Consider the following 16,587-nt stretch of genomic DNA (forward strand, 5'->3'; position numbering starts at 1 on the left):
CGAGGTGGCCTGTTCCTAACTGATGTTGGGGTCGAAGGTGAAGATGACGTAGGTGCCCACGCCCATGACCAGGATCATCGAGACGACCAGCAGGGTCTTCAGCCAGAAGCGGGTGGAGTCCTTGCGGGCGTAGTCGTCGATCACGGTGCGCAGGCCGTTGCCGCCGTGCAACTGGGCCAGCCACAACATGGTGAGGTCCCAGATCTGCCAGAACGGGGAGGCCCAGCGACCCGCCACGAAGGCGAAGTTCAAGCGCTTCACGCCGCCGTCGATCATCAGCATGATGAACATGTGGCCGAGCACCAGGACGATCAGCAGCAGGCCGGAGAAGCGCATGAAGATCCACGCGTACTTCTCGAAGTTGTTGCCGGAGGTGCGGCGCGGCGCGCGGGGCGCGTCCAGGCTGGCGGGGCGGTCGTAGGACTTACCGAGAACAGGTGCGCTCATTGTCAGTGCTCCGTCAGCAGGTAGAAGAACTGGCGGCCGATACCCGCCCCGGCGAGCAGGATCCAGATGGTCAGCACGATCCAGAGCATCTGCCGCTGGTAGCGCGGACCTTTCTCCCAGAAGTCGACCAGGATGACCCGGACGCCGTTGAGGGCGTGGAACAGCACGCACACGACCAGGCCCATCTCCAGCAGGGCGACGATGGGGGTCTTGTACGTCTCGATCGTCTGGTCGTAGGTGTCCGGGCTGACCCGCACCAGGGCGGTGTCCAGAACATGGACGAACAGGAAGAAGAAGATCGTGACACCGGTGATGCGGTGCAAAGCCCAGGACCACATGCCGGGGTCGCCTCGGTACAGGGTCCGCTTCGGCTTGGCCGGAGCTTCTAGCGTGGTCATAGAGTGCGGTGCCTCCAACGTCGTTGATGGACCCGGTCAGATCCCTCGCGGAGCCGCGTAGGCTTACTTGATAACACCAGCTCACAGCCGGAATCGTTATCCCGGTTGCGGTGGTCCGGTCCGCTGCCGGGTACCTGAACCGATCTGTCGTGAACTCTAATCCCACGGGTTTGGGGGAACTAATTCGGCGTGCCGCTCGTTGCCGCCGAATTGCCTGAGTTAGGTTTGCCTTTCCTGATTTGCAAGGCCGGTTGTCAAGGCTGTTAACGCGCTACCGTCGTGCCCATGCGAGGAAGGTCCGATATGCCGGAAGTAGATTGGAATGCCTTGCGCCGCAACGCATTCGAAGTCATGCACAATGCCTATGCGCCCTACTCCCGATTCCCGGTCGGGGCGGCCGCTCTCACCGTAGACCGACGTATTGTGAGCGGCTGCAATGTGGAAAATATCTCATACGGTCTAGGCCTCTGCGCCGAATGTGTACTGGTCGGTAACTTGATTTCGGGCGGTGGGGGAAGGTTGGCCGCGGTGTCGGTCTGCGACTCGCGCGGGGAGATCCTGATGCCGTGCGGCCGGTGTCGGCAGATCCTGTTCGAGCACGGGGGCAATGAGCTGCTCGTCGATCATCGCGGTGGGCCGGTCGCGCTGAGCGCGCTGCTGCCGGACGCCTTCGGGCCCGACGATCTGGAAGCCGGGCAGCGGTAGCCGGTCACGGCCATAGGATCGACCCATGCAGAGCGCGGTGGGGATCATCACGACCAAGCGGGACGGCGGCGAGCTCAGCGATGCCCAGATCGACTGGGTGATCGACGCGTTCACCCGGGGTGAGGTGGCCGACGAGCAGATGGCGGCGCTGGCCATGGCCGTGGTCTGGCGGGGGATGACGCGTCGGGAGACCGCGCGGTGGACCGCCGCCATGATCGGCTCCGGGCAGCGTATGGACTTCACCGACCTACCGCGCCCGACCGTGGACAAGCATTCGACCGGCGGCGTGGGGGACAAGATCACGCTGCCGCTGGCCCCGCTGGTCGCCGCCTGCGGCGCTGCGGTGCCGCAGCTGTCCGGGCGCGGGCTCGGGCACACCGGCGGCACACTGGACAAGCTCGAGTCCATCCCGGGCTGGCGAGCCGAGCTGCCGGTCGCCCGGATGCGGGAGATCCTCGCCGATCCGAAGATCGGCGCGGTGGTGTGCGCGGCGGGCGCGGATCTGGCCCCCGCCGACAAACGGCTCTACGCGCTGCGCGATGTGACGGGCACGGTCGAATCGATCCCGCTCATCGCCAGCTCGATCATGAGCAAGAAGATCGCCGAGGGCACCGGCGCGCTGGTGCTGGACGTGAAGGTGGGCCGCGGCGCGTTCATGAAGGAGTTCGCGGCCGCCCGCGAACTGGCGACCGCCATGGTCGAACTCGGCGCCGACGCGGGCGTGCGGACGGTGGCGTTGCTCACGGATATGAATACGCCGCTGGGCCGCACCGCGGGCAATGCGCTCGAGGTGGCCGAATCGCTGGAGGTGCTGTCCGGCGGCGGCCCGGCCGACGTGGTGGAACTCACCCTCGCCCTGGCGCGGGAGATGCTGGCGCAGGCCGGAATCCGCGACGTCGACCCCGCGGACGCGCTGGCCGACGGGCGCGCCATGGACCACTGGCGGTCGATGATCGCCGCCCAGGGCGGCGACCCCGACGCCCCGCTGCCCCGGGCCGCGCACACCGAAACCGTGCCAGCCCCCTCGACAGGAACCCTCACCCGCCTGGACGCCCTCGACATCGGCCTGGCCGCCTGGCGGCTGGGTGCGGGCCGCGCCCGCCAGGGCGACCCGGTGCAATGGGGCGCGGGCATCGAAATGCACGCCAAGCCGGGCGATCCGGTGACCGCGGGCCGGCCCCTGCTCACCCTGCACACCGACACCCCCGCCGCCATCCCCGCCGCCCTCGAAGACCTCCACGCCGCCTACACCATCGGCACCCCCGGCGAATTCGCTCCCACCCCACTGCTTCTGGATCGCGTCGAACCCTGATCGAAGCGGGACGACCGCCTTCGGAAGCGCAGGAACACCCCTTCGGCGGTCTGCCCACGACTCGCTGACGGCATCACCCGCAACCGACGCTCGGATGACTCGGGGGCAACGTATGGGCAACAACACGCCACAGTGCGGATGGCGGTACCGCGACTACCCTGACGCCACGCGTTTCGCCGACTAACGTGGGTACATGACTGGACCGACGCCCCTTACCCTTGCTTCGATCCGCCAAGCGCCCAAGGCCGTGCTGCACGATCATCTCGACGGCGGGTTACGGCCCGCGACCGTGCTCGAGTTGGCGCGCGACTGCGGCTACGACCAGCTTCCGGCACACGATGCCGAAACCCTCGGGCGCTGGTTCCGAGACGCCGCCGACAGCGGATCGCTCGAACGCTATCTGGAGACCTTCGCCCACACCGTGGCCGTCATGCAGACCCCGGAGGGGCTGCGGCGAGTGGCCCGCGAATGCGCGCTCGACCTCGCCGCCGACGGGGTCGTCTACGCCGAGGTGCGGTTCGCGCCCGAACAGCACCTCGAGGCCGGGCTGACGCTGGACGACGTGGTGCGGCACACCCTCGAGGGCTTCCGCGAAGGTGAGGCACTGGCCGCCGAGGAGGGCCACCCCGTCCGCGTCACCTGCCTGCTCACCGCCATGCGGCACGCGGCTCGTTCGCGGGAGATCGCGGAGCTGTCCGTACGCTGGCGCGACCGCGGCGTATGCGGCTTCGACATCGCCGGCGCCGAAGCCGGATACCCGCCCACCCGGCACCTGGACGCCTTCGAGTACCTGCGGGCCAACCACGCGCACTTCACGATTCACGCCGGTGAGGCATTCGGCCTGCCCTCCATTCACGAGGCGCTGGCCTTCTGCGGCTGCGATCGGCTCGGCCACGGGGTGCGCATCACCGACGACATCGTCGACTCGGCGGACGGCCCCCGGCTCGGCCTGGTCGCGAATTATGTCCGGGACATGCGGATCCCGCTCGAGCTGTGCCCCTCCTCGAATGTGCAGACCGGCGCGGTGCCGTCACTGGAGAAGCATCCGTTCGACCTGCTGGCCCGGCTGCGTTTCCGCGTCACGGTGAACACCGACAACCGCCTGATGAGCGACACCACCATGAGCCGCGAGATGCTCAAGCTCGTCGAAACCTTCGACTACGGCTGGAGCGATCTGGAACGGTTCACCATCAACGCCATGAAGTCCGCCTTCATCCCGTTCCCCGACCGCCTCCGCATCATCGACGAGGTGATCAAACCCGGCTACGCGGTACTCCTGGGCTGAGTCCCGCGTCGGGACATCCGTCACCCGACGGCCGCTCGGCAGTGCTCGGCGGCCGTCGCGGATATCCCGCCCCACCGCGCCGCGCCCAACTTCGTTACCGTGGCGAACTATGAAGACTGTGCGCATCCCGAGCCGCTTCAACGGCCCGCCCGGCTCCGGCAACGGCGGCTATGTGGCTGGCCTGCTGGCCGACCAGCACGACACCCCCACCGTGCGGGTCGTCCTGCGCAGCCCGCCGCCACTGGACGTGGATCTGCGCTTCGCGAACGGCGACCTGTTCAACGGCGACACCCTGGTCGCGCAGTCGACCCCCGGTGACTTCACTCGGCCCGCGCCCGCCCCGGTGCCGCTCGCGGCGGCGTCCGACGCCACCAGCGAATACCGGAACAACGACCTGTTCGGCCACTGTTTCGTCTGCGGCAGCCTGCGCTCCGACGGTCTGCGTATCGAGCCCGGCCCGGTCGCCGACGGCGTCGTGGCCGCCCCCTGGACCCCCGACGGCACCGTCCCCATCGGCGCGCCGCTGCTCTGGGCCGCCATGGACTGCCCCGGTGCGTGGTCCGTCCCCGGAATGTTCGACCGTCCGGCGGTGCTCGGCTCCATGACCGCTACGATCACCGCCCGGCCCGAACCGGGTGAACAGTGCGTGGTGATCGGAGCCTTCCACAGCGAGGAGGGCCGCAAGGCCCACACCTCCACCGCCCTCTACGGTTCCGACCGCCGTCTGCTGGGCCGCTCCGAACAGATCTGGATTCGTCTCAACGCCGCCTGACGGCACGGCCGGTGAAACCTGCTGTCGCTCAGCCCTTGTGCACGCTGAGGCGGCTCTCGAAGCCCTGCTCCAACGCCCTCCACGCCTCCGCCTCGGCGGCGAACGGCGGGTTCGGCGCCAGCCGGGTCGGGTCCGGGTTGAGCAGGTAGGACACGTACCAGCCCAGCGGGGTGGACACCGCCAGTGCCGTCTCCACCGCGTCGTCGTCGGCGTAATCGGCGGCGTCGGTGAACAATTCGACCGCCAGGTCGAGCTGGTCCACATCCACGGCCTTCGGACCCTCGGCGAGGTCGTCGGCCAGGCCGGGCAGCACGTAGACGTTCTCGTCGGTCACCTCGACCTCGAGCGAGCCGTCCACGGCGGCGGTCTGCACCTCGCCGTAGGTGCTCACCTGCGCCAGGTCGTGGTCGTGCTCATCGGCCAGGTAGCGGGCCAGCGCGCGTTCGGATCCGAAGACGGTGATGGTGCCGTCGGTGCCGAGGAAGACCGGCTCGTCGTCGAGGTAGCAGCGCAGCGTGAAGTAGACGCCCTCGGAGGTGACGATCTTGACCGGGTCGATGCCGACCTCGTGCCAGAACGACTCGTCCTCGTCTTCGTCCTCCTCGTCGAGGTCGACCGGCTCGATATCCTCGTCGGTCTCGGCCGCGTCCTCGGCGTCGACGATATTCTCCTCCGCCGCAAGCAGTTCGGCCTCCGCGACCGCGACCGCGTCGGCATCCACCTCCGGCGTCTTCACCACCGAGTCGACGGCGTCGAGCACGGAGTCCCAGTCCTTGGCGATGGCCGCGCCGATCTGGTCCCAGAGCTCGAGTCCCTCCTGGCCGGTGAAGGCGCTCACCCCGGCGGGCAGCGCGCCCAGCACCGGATGTGAGCCGAAGAACTTGGTGATCACGTCGAGTTCGCAGACCTCGCCGATATTGCGCACCATGTCGAGGGTTTCCTCGAGTTCGGCGACGACCTCCGGGTCCGGATCGCCCGCCGCCAGCTCCGGCACGCCGACGAGGTCGAAGACGTACTGCTCCTCGGGCTCGAGTTCCGCCGCCGACAGCCCGGCGATGATCTTCCACGCCGGGTGGTCGACCAGGTCGTTGTCGGAGTCGGTGCGAATGAACGCGGCCAGCTCCGCGACCGACTCGAAACCGTAGAGGGAGTCCTCGTGACCGAGGAACGCCTCCCACTCGTCGTCACCGTCCCGCCAGCGCGGCGCCCACAGGGTGACGAGGTCGCCATTTGTCAGACCGAGCTCGATCGGGACGATGTCTCCAGAAGCCATGACCGGAAGCCTAGCCAGTGGTGGCGTCAGGCACTATCCGGGTTCCCCGCAACATTTCCCGGCGTGAAGGACTCGTTCAGCCGGGCAACGATTCGGGACCGTTGCGCACCGGCCTCCGCGGCCGCTCGCCCGCATGCCCAGAGGATCGATTCCGCCACCTCCGACGGGGGCCGGGAGGTCATGGATTCGGCCAGCCAGAGGCCGGTGAGCGCGCCGTCGCCGTCCACCTCGGCGGTGACCGAACCATCCTCGGCGGCGAATCTGCCGCGCACCCGCTTCAGGTCGTAGAGTGCGGCCTCCAGCGCTTCCAATTGGTTGGTAACCCCGGTGACCAGGGCGTCCATCTCGGCGCTCATACCGGCTTCACCCAGCTCGTCTGCCCGGTGTCGGCGTCGTCGAGGTGATCCAGCGCCTCGACCGCGGCCCGGCGGGTGGGCAGCCCCAGCCGGTCGAGCGCGTCGTCGGGCAGACCCGCCTCCGCCAGCAGCTCACGCCGCCGCGCCTTGGCCGCGATGGCGGACCGCTTGGTCAGCCGCAGGATCTCGTCGGCGAGAGCCTGTGCACCGTAACGGTATTCACCGCGCTCGAAGGAGATCTCCACCGGCATCCCCTGATCGGTGGCGCGCACCGTGACCGTGCCCGCGCGATTGGAACTGCTCGCCGTGGTCACGTTCGGGACCTGTGCTTCGCTCATGCGGTGACCTTCCGGAAGTGGGTGGTGACCTGTCGGCCCTGGGCTGTGATCGTTCGAGCTGCTGTTCCCCGGCTCGTCCATCGTGCTCCGCTCGGTCGTGCTTCGCCCGTCGTGCTCTGGCGGTTGTGCTCCGCTGGTGGCGCTCCGCCGGTCGTGCTTTCCACCGGACGCCAGCCGCCAGCGGTTTCGGCTCGTCATGCGGTCGGGCGGTAGAACCCGAGGAACCGCATCCCGCTGTTCTCGGTGCGGATCGGGCCCACCTGGACCGGGTCGCCCGCCTCCACCAGTTGGCCGTTGCCGATCACCATGGCCACGTGCCCGTCCCATACCACCAGATCGCCCGGCAGCAATTCTCCCGGACCCACCCGCATATGCCCATCGCCCTGGTGCTGGGCCAGGCGCGGCAGCGGTACGCCCGCCTCCGCGTAGGCCCACTGCGTCAGTCCGCTGCAATCCAGGCCGACGCCGGGTGTGGTGCCGCCCCAGACATACGGGGTGCCGACCGCACCGAGCGCATTGCGCACGGCATCCGCCGCCTGCTGGTTGGGCGCTTCCACGGTACTGCCGTCGGGCAGGGTGAGCTTCACCCCCGGTCCGGTTGAACTGGGCTCGGTGCGGTCCTCGGACAGCGCGCCCGTGCCCGGGGTGCTCATCGCGGCGGGGACGGTGCGTGTGGAGTCGGCGAATCGCGATGCGGTGTCGAACATCCCGGCTCCCGAACCGACCGGACCGTTCGATGCGGGTCCGAGCACGGCGGCCGGGGTCGTAGCGCCGCCCACCGGCTCGGCCGTGCTCGCCGCACCGGCCGTGCTCGCCGGTGCGGTCGCTGACGCCTCCGCCTCGACCGGTCGGGGAGTGGGTATCGGCTCGGCCAGGTCGAGCAGTGCCGCCGTCTCGTCTTCGAGGTCCACCCGTACCCGGCCCACCACCGCCAGCGCCCGCCCCAGATGGTCGATGGCGGCAGCCACGATCAGGCCGATGCCCGGCGGTGTCGCCGCCGCCGGTCCGAGCGCGGTCACACTCGTCCCGAACGACCGCAGGATCTCCTCCAGTTCGCGCTCCCCGGCGACCACCTCCCCGGACGCGCGCTCCACCACCTCGGCCACGGCCCGGCCGCGATCGGCCAGTTCCGCCACCGCCGTCTGCACCCGCAACCCGGTGCCCAGCGCGGCATCCCCGGCCTCGCCCCGCCACGCGTCGGCCAACCGGTCGGCCCCGGCCCGCCCCGAGCCGAGCATCCCGTCGAGCTCATCCGACAACCGCCGCAACGCCTCCACCGCGGCCGCCACCTGCGCCGCATCCCCGAGGCTCGCCCGCAACTCGACGATCGGCCGCCCCAACGCCCCGATATCGACCCCGCTCACCGCACACCCCCACCCGCATCACCCGGCACCCCCCGCCGCCCCGACGCAACCCCCGCCCCGCCCCGCCCGCACCCGACATCCGGACGGCCCGGCCGCCCGGTGCGACCACCGCGCACACACCCGTTCCCCTCGCGACCGCCCCGCACCCCGCCCCGCGGTCATGCGAACACCTCCGCCGCGCTCGGCCGCGAATCATCGCGTGTGTGCTCCGCGTGCTGCCGGTTCGCCGTGCGGCCACCTCCGCTGCGTGCGGTCGGGAGGTCTCCTTCTGGGTGCCCGGTGCGCCCCTTCGAGCGGTCATGCGTGCATCGGCAGCGTGATCGGTCCCGGGCTTTCGAGTTGTGTGCTCCCGTGTCCTGCCGGGCGCTCCCACGCTCGCTGCCGGTGCGGATCGTGGTCGCGTGGGTGTGGATGCGGCCGGTACCTGGCTCGGTGGTCATGCGTTCATCTCCCCGCCGGTCGGGTGGAGTCCCGCGGCGCGGGCGCTGTCCAGGTCGGTGTAGGTGGTGGCCGAGCCGGTGGCGGTCGCGGCCATGCTGGTCAGGACGGTGGCGAGGGTGGAGATAGTGGCGAGGTGGGTGGTGTGGGCCGCGGAGTAGGCGGCCAGGAAGTCGGGGGACAGTAGGCCGAAGCGGGGGGTGAGTAGGGGCGGGCTGGCGGGGGTGGCTCGGGTGGCGGCGGCGGTGAGGTCGGCCGCCCGGAGGTGGGTGGTGGTGGCGTAGGTCGCCATGCCGGTCGGGTCGACGGTGAGGTCGTACATCCGAATCCCCCAATCACACGGTGGCCGCCGCGGGCAGCCGGGTACGTCGGGGACGTCTCGGCGGGCTGCCGTCGGCGGAGTGGTTCGTTCACGGGATTGGACGCGGCCGGACCCGGACCGGTTCCGGTCGGCGCGGAAATGCGCAGGCCGTCGGCGTGGCGCGTGGCAACTCGCCGTATCCTCTTCGTACATGCGCACCCAGATCGTCGATCATCCGCTCGCGGCCGCACTGCTCACCACCATGCGCGACGCCCGCACCCCCAATCCGACATTCCGGGCAGCGCTGCGTGATCTCACCGCGCTGCTGGTCTACGAGGCCATGCGGGAAGCGCCGGTGGAGACCTTCCCCATCACCACCCCGGTCGCCGCCGCCGAGGGCACCCGGCTGGCCGCACCGCCGCTGCTGGTCCCGGTGCTGCGCGCGGGGCTGGGCATGGTCGAGACCGCCGAGAATCTGATCCCGGACGCCCGCATCGGTTTCGTCGGCCTGGCGCGCGACGAGAAGACCCACCAGCCGACGCCCTACATGGAATCCCTGCCGGACGATCTGTCCCGGACCCCGGTCATCGTGCTCGATCCCATGCTCGCCACCGGCGGCTCCATGGTGTACACCCTCGACCTGCTGGCCACCCGCAACGCCCGCGACATCACCGTGCTGTGCGTGGTCGCCGCCCCCGAAGGCATTGCCGCCCTGGAGAAGTCGGGCCACGCCATCCGCCTGGTCACCGCCTCGGTGGACCGCGGCCTCAACTCCGAAGCCTTCATCGTCCCCGGCCTCGGCGACGCCGGAGACCGCCAATTCGGCCCCCGCTGAGCACTTTCCGGCCCGGCCGCACGGCCGCTACTTCCGGACGAAGAGTTCCAGGTGTGAGCAGCGGGTGCAGCGGTGGGCAGTGACGGGGAAGCGGCGTTTGCCGAAGCGTCTCGCGCCACCGAACAGGCCGAACTCCAGCGGGCCGGGGATCCAGCGTGCGTAGCCGCGCGACGATTCGCCCGCGTCCTCCAGGAATCCCGGTTCCAGCTCGTGGTGTCCGCACGAGGAGCAGCGTTGACCGTTCATGGTGTGGTTCACAGCTTTTCGCAGTACTCCCGGATTCCGGCGAGCCGCTGCTCGGCGGTGGTGCGCGCGGTGGCGAGTTGGGCCGGGTCCGGAACCGGTTCGAAGGTCTCCAGGTAGCACTTGAGCTTCGGTTCGGTGCCGGACGGGCGGACCACCAGGCGCAGGGCGTCGCCCTCGAAGATCAGGGCGTCGGTGCGCATGCGCCCGCGCACCTGGAGCAGATCCGTGGAAGTGACCGGCTCCCCGGCGATTTCGGTGGGCGGCTCGGCGCGCAACCGCGCCACCACGGCCGCGGCCTCGGTGGCGTCGGCCAGGCGCAGCGACACCTGGGCACCGGCGTGCACGCCGAATTCGACCGCGTAGTCGTCGAGTACGTCGTCGACGGTGCGTCCGACGGCCCGCAGCCGCGCCACCAGATCGACCGCCGCGACGGCGGCGGAGATACCGTCCTTGTCGCGCACCGCGGCCGGGTCCACACAGTGCCCGATGGCCTCCTCGTAGGCGTAGACCAGCCCGTCGCCCGCGCGGGCCAGCCACTTGAACCCGGTGAGTGTTTCCGCGTAGCGCGCCCCCCGTGCCGGAGCGAGTTTGCTCAACAGTCGTGACGAGACGATGGTGGTCGCGATCAGCGCACCCGGAGCGGCCGTGCGCAGCACGTAATCGCCCAGCAGCACCCCGGTCTCATCCCCGCGCAGCATGCGCCAGCCCCCGCGCCCCGGCACCCCGACCGCACACCGGTCGGCATCCGGATCCAGCGCGATGGCCACATCCGCCCCGACGCGCTCCGCGAGCGCCAGCAGCAGATCGGCGGCCCCCGGCTCCTCCGGATTCGGGAACGCGACGGTGGGAAAGTCCGGATCCGCCGCGAACTGCTCCGTCACCACCTCCACATCCGCGAACCCGGCCGCCCGCAACGCCCGCACCGCGAGCTCACCGCCCACACCGTGCATGGCGGTCAACGCGATACGAACGGGCCTGCGCCACAACCGCTCAGCACCGTCGCCATCGGACGTGCCCACGGTATCGACGGCGGGCTCCAGGCCGTATGCACCGGCAGCTCCGGTGGTCGGCGTCGCGCGCATGTTGGCGGCGCTCACCTGGTCGCCGCCCGCGGTCGTACCGCCGATGCGCGCAGTCGCACCCGAGATGGAGGAGCCCTCGGTGCTGGATGTGCTGGTCGGGGTGGTGAGTTCGTCGGTGCCGGGGGTGGGCGGCGCTTCGGCTGCTGGAGGCCGTGTAGTGGCCCCGGCCGGGATCGTCGGTGCCCTGCGTGATGTGGCGGGTGCCGCACCACCGATGCGGGTCGGCAGCTCGGCGACCCGGGCGAGGTAGCGGCGCACGATCTCCTCGCCCATCTGCGCGACGCTGGCATCGGCGGGGAGCGACAGCAGGCCGGGATCCGGTGCGGCGGAAGCGGGATCGGAGCGGGGGACAGGGGCGGTCACCGCTTCGATACGCCGTTCGATCTCGGTGTCGGCGGGCGGGACGAGCTGGGAGCCGCCATCCAGGTAGAGCTTGTAGCCGTTGTCGGTGGCCGGGTTGTGTGAGGCGGTGATCTGCACGCCCGCAACCGCTTTCAGTTCGCGTACCGCGTAGGCCACGATGGGCGTCGGCAGCGGGCGGGGGAGAGGCAGCACCGTGAAACCGGCGGCGGCGAAGACTTCCGCCGTGGCGGCGGCGAATTCCGCCGACCCGTGCCGGGCGTCGCGGCCGACGATCACCAGACCGCCGCCGAGGCAGCGGTCGCGCAGCCAGTCCGCGATTCCGGCGCTGGCGCGCGTCACCGTCTCCACGTTCATACCGTCCGGACCGTCCCGCAGGGGTCCGCGCAGACCGGCGGTGCCGAAGCGCAGCACGAGCGCCTCCTAGAGTCGTTCCAGCACGCCGCGCAGCAACTTCCCCAATCGTGGTGCGGCCGCGTGGCCTTCGGCGAGCACCTCCGCATGCGACAGGTGCGCCCCGGTCACCCCGGCGGCGAGGTTGGTCACCAGCGAGATGCCCAGCACCCGCGCCCCCGCCGCTCGTGCGGCGATGGCCTCCAGCACCGTGGACATGCCGACCAGGTCCGCGCCGATGGTGCGCAGCATCCGGATCTCGGCCGGGGTCTCGTACTGCGGGCCGGTCAGCCCCGCGTACACGCCCTCGGTCAGGCTCGGATCGACTTCCTTTGCCAGGGAACGCAGTTCGGGATCCCAGGCATCGACCAGATCCACGAAGTCCGCGCCGACCAGCGGCGTCCGGCCGGTCAGATTGAGGTGGTCGCCGATCAACACCGGCTCGCCGACCTGCAAGCCCTGGCGGATGCCGCCCGCCGCATTGGTGAGCAGCACGGTCCGCGCGCCCGCCGCGATGGCGGTGCGCACCGGATGCACCACCTGCGCGGGTTCGTACCCCTCGTACAGGTGTTGGCGCCCCATGAGCAGCAGTACGGGCGCATCACCCACGCCGACCGAGTGGATCGTGCCCTGGTGTCCCTGCGCCGTCGGCGACCCGAATCCGGGCACCTCGCTCATGGGAATGGAGACGGCCGGCTCCCCGATCTCGAGCGCCGCCTCCTGCCATCCCGACCCGAGCACCACCGCGACTCGGTGCTCCTGCACTCCGGTTCGTTCGGCGATCGCCTCGGCGGCCTGCGCGGCTAGCATGCCGCCCACCCTAGTCCCACTCGATCTCCCGCGCAGTCTCCCATCCACCCCCCGCCCCCTTTGCCCGCTTCCCGAGTCGGGCGGGCGATCAGGGGGAACTGGTGGCGGCGAAACGCGAGAGCCCTCCGCCACCAGTTCCCCTTCGCCGGGAACCGTGTGGCTACCCGCGAGTAGGTAGTGGGTGGGGGGTGATTACGCTGCACGCATGCCGTATTTGAAGCGTGACGGGGACGTGTTCGTGCTGTACCTCGGCAATGAGGGGCAGACCGACAGCGAGAACCGTTTTCACCCGGACTGGATCGACGAGGTCCACGCGAAGCTGGATGAGGTCGAGGCGTCCGAGGGACCGGGCGCGCTGGTGACGGTGGCGACCGGCAAGTTCTACTCGAACGGACTCGACACCGACTGGCTGTTCGGCAATTTCGACAAGAACCACTGGTACCTGGACCGGGTGCACTCGCTCTACACCCGCCTGCTGGCCTTCCCCATGCCGACCGTGGCGGCGGTGAACGGCCACGCCTTCGGGGCCGGGGCCATGCTGGCCACCTCGCACGACTTCCGCGTCATGCGCGCCGACCGCGGCTTCTGGTGCCTGCCCGAGGTGCATCTGGGGATGCCGTTCACCGTGGCGATGAACGCGCTGGTCACCGGCCGGCTGACCAATCAGGTGGCGGTCGAGGCCATGACGACCGGACGCCGGTACGCGGCCGATGACGCCATCGCCGCGGGCATCGTGGACGACAAAGCGGATGCGGACCAGTTGCTGGGTGCGGCGGTGGCGCGGGCGGCGACACTTGCGGGCAACCGCAAGCCCAACCTCGCGGTCATCAAGAAGGCACTGCACGCGCGCACGCTCGAAGGGCTGATGACGCCGACGACGGCCGAGAACCTCGCCTTCAGCGTGAGCTGAGCAAGCCGCTCGCGACGCCCCGCGCCCCAGTGGGCGTGCGGGGCGGACCCGCCCCCGAATGGCAGGCCGGACGGTATTGGGGGTGCTTCCGGGGCCGGCCGCTGCGACATTCGGGTGACACAATGCGAGACTGTCTCCCATGTCAGCGCACAGCGGCGGCGATGACCCGAGTTCGAATGGGCGGCAGCGCACTGCCGACCTATCGGTGCATGCTGCCGTGACATCGGCGGATTCGGCGCTGCTGACCGGGGCGGACACGGTGATCGCGGGGGCACGGGAGCGCCTGGCGGCGCTGTCGCACGCGATTCACGACGAGCCGGAGCTGGCGTTCGAGGAGCGGCGCAGCGCGGCCAAGGTCATCGAACCGCTCGCCGAGCACGGCTTCGAGATCGAGACCGGTGTCGGCGGGCTGCCGACCGCCTTCACCGCCAGTTACGGTCACGGAGACCTGGTGGTCGGCTTGTTTGCCGAGTACGACGCGCTCCCGGAGATCGGCCACGCCTGCGGGCACAACATCATCGCCGCCGCCTCGGTGGGCGCGGGGTTGGGACTCGCCGCGGTGGCCGACCGGCTCGGCATCACGGTGAAGGTCTACGGCACGCCCGCCGAGGAGAGCGGCGGCGGCAAAGTGCTCATGCTCGAGCGCGGTGTGTTCGACGACACGGCCATGGCGCTCATGGTGCATCCGGGTCCCGAGGACATCGTGGGCGCGCATTCACTGGCCCTCGCCGATCTGCAGGTGGTCTTCCACGGGCGCGAGGCGCATGCCAGCGCGGCCCCGGAATACGGACGCAATGCGGGGGACGCCGCCACCGTCGCGCAAGTTGCCCTCGGATTGCTGCGTCAACATCTCCTCCCCGGACAGCAACTCCACGGTATAGTCGGATCGGGCGGCGTGGCCCCCAACATCGTGCCCGGACACGCGGAACTGCTGTATTACCTACGAGCAGAGGACTCCGCGGCCCTCGACGATCTGATGCGACGCGCATCGGCGTGCTTCGAGGCTGGTGCCCTGGCTACCGGATGCACACACGACATCCGGCAGCTCGCGCCCACATATACCGAGCTCACGCCCGATGCCGCACTACTGTTGGCGTACCGCGAACAGATCATCGGTCTGGGACGCGCTCCGATTGCCCCGGAACTCGAGGCGGCACGACCGTTGGGCAGTACCGATATGGGCAATGTCACCAATGTCATTCCCGGCATTCACCCGATTATCGGCATCGATGCCGGTGGAGCGGTTACGCACCAGCCCGCCTTCGCGGCCGCCGCCGTGAACGCCTCGGCCGATCGCGCCGTCCTCGACGGGGCAACGGCGCTGGCGAGAACGGCGATACAGGTCGCGAGCGATGAATTACACAGAGACAGGTTGTCGGAACGCGTCAAGCAACGGCAGTTTCAGCGACAGGAGGACATTCGGTGAGTACAACCGGCCGGTCCCCGGTGCGAGGGTTGGGCCCGGAGAAGGCGGCTTGCGTGACCACGGACGGATCCGCGAGTACCGCTTCGGGCGCAGCACGAACCGCAGGCCCGGAGGCGGCGGCTTGCGTGACCAGACCGGGCAGAGCGAGCGCCGCCACGGCAGTACAGACCGGGCGTCACGCGGTCGACGCGTGGCTGTCGGAGCACATGGAAGACCTCATTTCCTGGCGACGGCACATCCACGCGAACCCCGAGCTCTCCCGCACCGAGTTCGGCACCACCGAATTCGTGGAGTCCTGGTTGGTCAAGGCTGGGCTGGAACCGCGGAAACTGCCCAGCGGCACCGGGCTGATCTGCGATATCGGTCCCGACGACGGCCCGCGCATCGGCCTGCGCGCCGATATGGACGCGCTGCCGCTGCAGGAGTACACCGGGCTGCCCTTCGCCTCCACCGTGCCGGGCGTGTCGCACGCCTGCGGGCATGACGCGCACACCACCATCCTGCTCGGCACCGCGCTGGCGCTGGCCGAGGTGCCGGACCTGCCGGTCGGTGTGCGACTGGTGTTCCAACCCGCCGAGGAGGTCATGCCCGGCGGTGCGCTGGACATGGTCGCCGCGGGCGCCATGGAGGACGTGTCGCGCATGTTCGCGCTGCACTGCGATCCGCGTTTGGAGGTCGGGCGTGTCGGCATCCGCGTGGGTGCCATCACCTCCGCCGCCGACACCGTCGAACTGGTGCTGGACTCGCCCGGCGGGCACACCTCGCGGCCGCATCTGACCAGCGATCTGGTGTACGCCATCGGCACCGTGATCACCGGCCTGCCGGGTCTGCTCAGCCGCCGCATCGATCCGCGCACCAGCACCGTCATGGTGTGGGGCGCGGTATCGGCGGGCAAGGCGCCCAATGCCATTCCGCAGACGGGCATGCTCACCGGCACCGTGCGCACCGGCGACCACGCGACCTGGTCGCTGCTCGAGCCCATGGTCCGCGAGATCGTGGACGGGCTGCTGGCCCCGACCGGCGTGCGGTATCAGCTCAACTACAAGCGCGGCGTGCCGCCGGTGGTGAACGACGAGACCGCCGTGCGCATGTTCGAGGAGTCGATCCGGGCGCTCGGCCCCGACGCGCTGGCCGACACGCCCCAGTCCGGGGGCGGCGAGGACTTCTCCTGGTACCTGGAGGAGGTGCCCGGCGCCATGGCGCGCCTCGGCGTCTGGTCCGGGCACGGCGAGCAGTTGGACCTGCACCAGCCCACCTTCGACATCGACGAACGCGCGTTGGCGGTCGGTGTGCGGGTGATGAGCAACCTGGTGCTGAACGCGCACTGACACGGCAAGATTCGAACACCGGCGATTCGACACGAGCGGGCCGCCCCCGGATCGGGGTGCGGCCCGCTCGTGTCGGTAGGTCGCCCGCTCGTGTCGGTAGGTCGCCCGCTCGTGTCGGTAGGTCGCCCGCTCGTGTCGGTAGGTCGCCCGCTCGTGTCGGTAGGTCGCCCGCTCGTGTCGGTAGGTCGCCCGCTCGTGTCGGTAGGTC

At 70.0% G+C, this 16,587-nt stretch carries 18 protein-coding genes; 8 read left to right on the forward strand and 10 right to left on the reverse strand.

Annotated elements, in window-relative coordinates; translation table 11 throughout:
- Positions 1-15: 15 nt before the first annotated feature.
- Together ON31_RS06250 and sdhC are read right to left on the reverse strand one after the other, a co-directional pair.
- Positions 16-447 carry a succinate dehydrogenase hydrophobic membrane anchor subunit gene (locus ON31_RS06250; RefSeq protein ID WP_029925568.1) on the reverse strand — a complete coding sequence of 144 codons (432 nt, stop codon included), beginning with the start codon at positions 445-447 and terminating at the stop codon, positions 16-18.
- 2 nt (positions 448-449) lie between these two features.
- Complete coding sequence (gene sdhC, locus ON31_RS06255) at positions 450-845, reverse strand: succinate dehydrogenase, cytochrome b556 subunit (RefSeq protein WP_081592260.1); 396 nt, start codon at positions 843-845, stop codon at positions 450-452.
- A 303-nt stretch (positions 846-1,148) separates the two neighbouring features.
- On the opposite strand from sdhC, the gene ON31_RS06260 reads away from it, so the two are divergent.
- From ON31_RS06260 to ON31_RS06275, 4 genes are all read left to right on the forward strand, one after another.
- Complete coding sequence (locus ON31_RS06260) at positions 1,149-1,550, forward strand: cytidine deaminase (RefSeq protein WP_039810230.1); 402 nt, start codon at positions 1,149-1,151, stop codon at positions 1,548-1,550.
- A 25-nt stretch (positions 1,551-1,575) separates the two neighbouring features.
- Positions 1,576-2,862 (forward strand): thymidine phosphorylase, encoded by a 1,287-nt coding sequence (locus tag ON31_RS06265; protein ID WP_039810233.1) that lies wholly within the window; start codon positions 1,576-1,578, stop codon positions 2,860-2,862.
- A gap of 193 nt (positions 2,863-3,055) precedes the next feature.
- Positions 3,056-4,147, forward strand: coding sequence for an adenosine deaminase (locus tag ON31_RS06270; protein ID WP_039810236.1), 1,092 nt, complete (start codon positions 3,056-3,058; stop codon positions 4,145-4,147).
- Between the two features lie 109 nt (positions 4,148-4,256).
- The gene (locus tag ON31_RS06275) at positions 4,257-4,919 is read left to right on the forward strand and encodes a hypothetical protein (RefSeq protein ID WP_039810239.1); all 663 of its coding nucleotides are present in this window, start codon (positions 4,257-4,259) and stop codon (positions 4,917-4,919) included.
- Between the two features lie 28 nt (positions 4,920-4,947).
- Here the strand turns inward: ON31_RS06275 and ON31_RS06280 are convergent, their stop codons facing one another.
- From ON31_RS06280 to ON31_RS36520, 5 genes are all read right to left on the reverse strand, one after another.
- Positions 4,948-6,192, reverse strand: coding sequence for a SatS C-terminal domain-containing protein (locus ON31_RS06280; protein WP_039810242.1), 1,245 nt, complete (start codon positions 6,190-6,192; stop codon positions 4,948-4,950).
- 26 nt (positions 6,193-6,218) lie between these two features.
- Positions 6,219-6,548 carry a YbaB/EbfC family nucleoid-associated protein gene (locus ON31_RS06285; RefSeq protein WP_029925581.1) on the reverse strand — a complete coding sequence of 110 codons (330 nt, stop codon included), beginning with the start codon at positions 6,546-6,548 and terminating at the stop codon, positions 6,219-6,221.
- On the reverse strand, positions 6,545-6,886 hold the full coding sequence (locus ON31_RS06290; protein WP_039810245.1) for a hypothetical protein: 342 nt from the start codon (positions 6,884-6,886) through the stop codon (positions 6,545-6,547). The genes ON31_RS06285 and ON31_RS06290 overlap by 4 nt, the downstream gene beginning before the upstream one ends.
- Before the next feature lie 194 nt (positions 6,887-7,080).
- A complete protein-coding gene (locus tag ON31_RS06295; protein ID WP_063821440.1) occupies positions 7,081-8,250 on the reverse strand; it encodes a C40 family peptidase in 1,170 nt (389 codons plus the stop codon).
- A gap of 436 nt (positions 8,251-8,686) precedes the next feature.
- Complete coding sequence (locus ON31_RS36520; protein ID WP_039810249.1) at positions 8,687-9,010, reverse strand: type VII secretion target; 324 nt, start codon at positions 9,008-9,010, stop codon at positions 8,687-8,689.
- A 190-nt stretch (positions 9,011-9,200) separates the two neighbouring features.
- Here ON31_RS36520 and upp point away from each other — a divergent pair, with 190 nt between their 5' ends.
- Positions 9,201-9,824, forward strand: a complete 624-nt coding sequence (upp, locus tag ON31_RS06305; RefSeq protein ID WP_029925588.1) for a uracil phosphoribosyltransferase — start codon at positions 9,201-9,203, stop codon at positions 9,822-9,824.
- A gap of 27 nt (positions 9,825-9,851) precedes the next feature.
- Here the strand turns inward: upp and ON31_RS06310 are convergent, their stop codons facing one another.
- The 3 genes from ON31_RS06310 to ON31_RS06320 all read right to left on the reverse strand — a co-directional run bounded on the left by ON31_RS06310 (position 9,852) and on the right by ON31_RS06320 (position 12,715).
- Complete coding sequence (locus ON31_RS06310; RefSeq protein ID WP_255222001.1) at positions 9,852-10,082, reverse strand: hypothetical protein; 231 nt, start codon at positions 10,080-10,082, stop codon at positions 9,852-9,854.
- Complete coding sequence (locus tag ON31_RS37755; RefSeq protein WP_440589919.1) at positions 10,079-11,869, reverse strand: phosphohexomutase domain-containing protein; 1,791 nt, start codon at positions 11,867-11,869, stop codon at positions 10,079-10,081. Before ON31_RS37755 ends, ON31_RS06310 begins: the two co-directional genes overlap by 4 nt.
- 66 nt (positions 11,870-11,935) lie before the next feature.
- Positions 11,936-12,715: a purine-nucleoside phosphorylase gene (locus ON31_RS06320; protein ID WP_039810311.1), complete on the reverse strand. Its 780-nt coding sequence runs from the start codon at positions 12,713-12,715 to the stop codon at positions 11,936-11,938.
- Between the two features lie 205 nt (positions 12,716-12,920).
- On the opposite strand from ON31_RS06320, the gene ON31_RS06325 reads away from it, so the two are divergent.
- The 3 genes from ON31_RS06325 (at position 12,921) to ON31_RS06335 (ending at position 16,379) form a co-directional block, all read left to right on the forward strand.
- Positions 12,921-13,625, forward strand: coding sequence for an enoyl-CoA hydratase-related protein (locus ON31_RS06325; RefSeq protein ID WP_039810252.1), 705 nt, complete (start codon positions 12,921-12,923; stop codon positions 13,623-13,625).
- Positions 13,626-13,842: 217 nt separating this feature from the next.
- Positions 13,843-15,051 (forward strand): M20 family metallopeptidase, encoded by a 1,209-nt coding sequence (locus tag ON31_RS06330; protein WP_370450405.1) that lies wholly within the window; start codon positions 13,843-13,845, stop codon positions 15,049-15,051.
- A gap of 206 nt (positions 15,052-15,257) precedes the next feature.
- Positions 15,258-16,379: a M20 family metallopeptidase gene (locus ON31_RS06335; protein WP_051036920.1), complete on the forward strand. Its 1,122-nt coding sequence runs from the start codon at positions 15,258-15,260 to the stop codon at positions 16,377-16,379.
- The last annotated feature ends 208 nt before the right edge of the window (positions 16,380-16,587 follow it).

Source organism: Nocardia otitidiscaviarum NBRC 14405 (genome assembly GCF_000308635.1).
GTDB lineage: Bacteria > Actinomycetota > Actinomycetes > Mycobacteriales > Mycobacteriaceae > Nocardia > Nocardia otitidiscaviarum.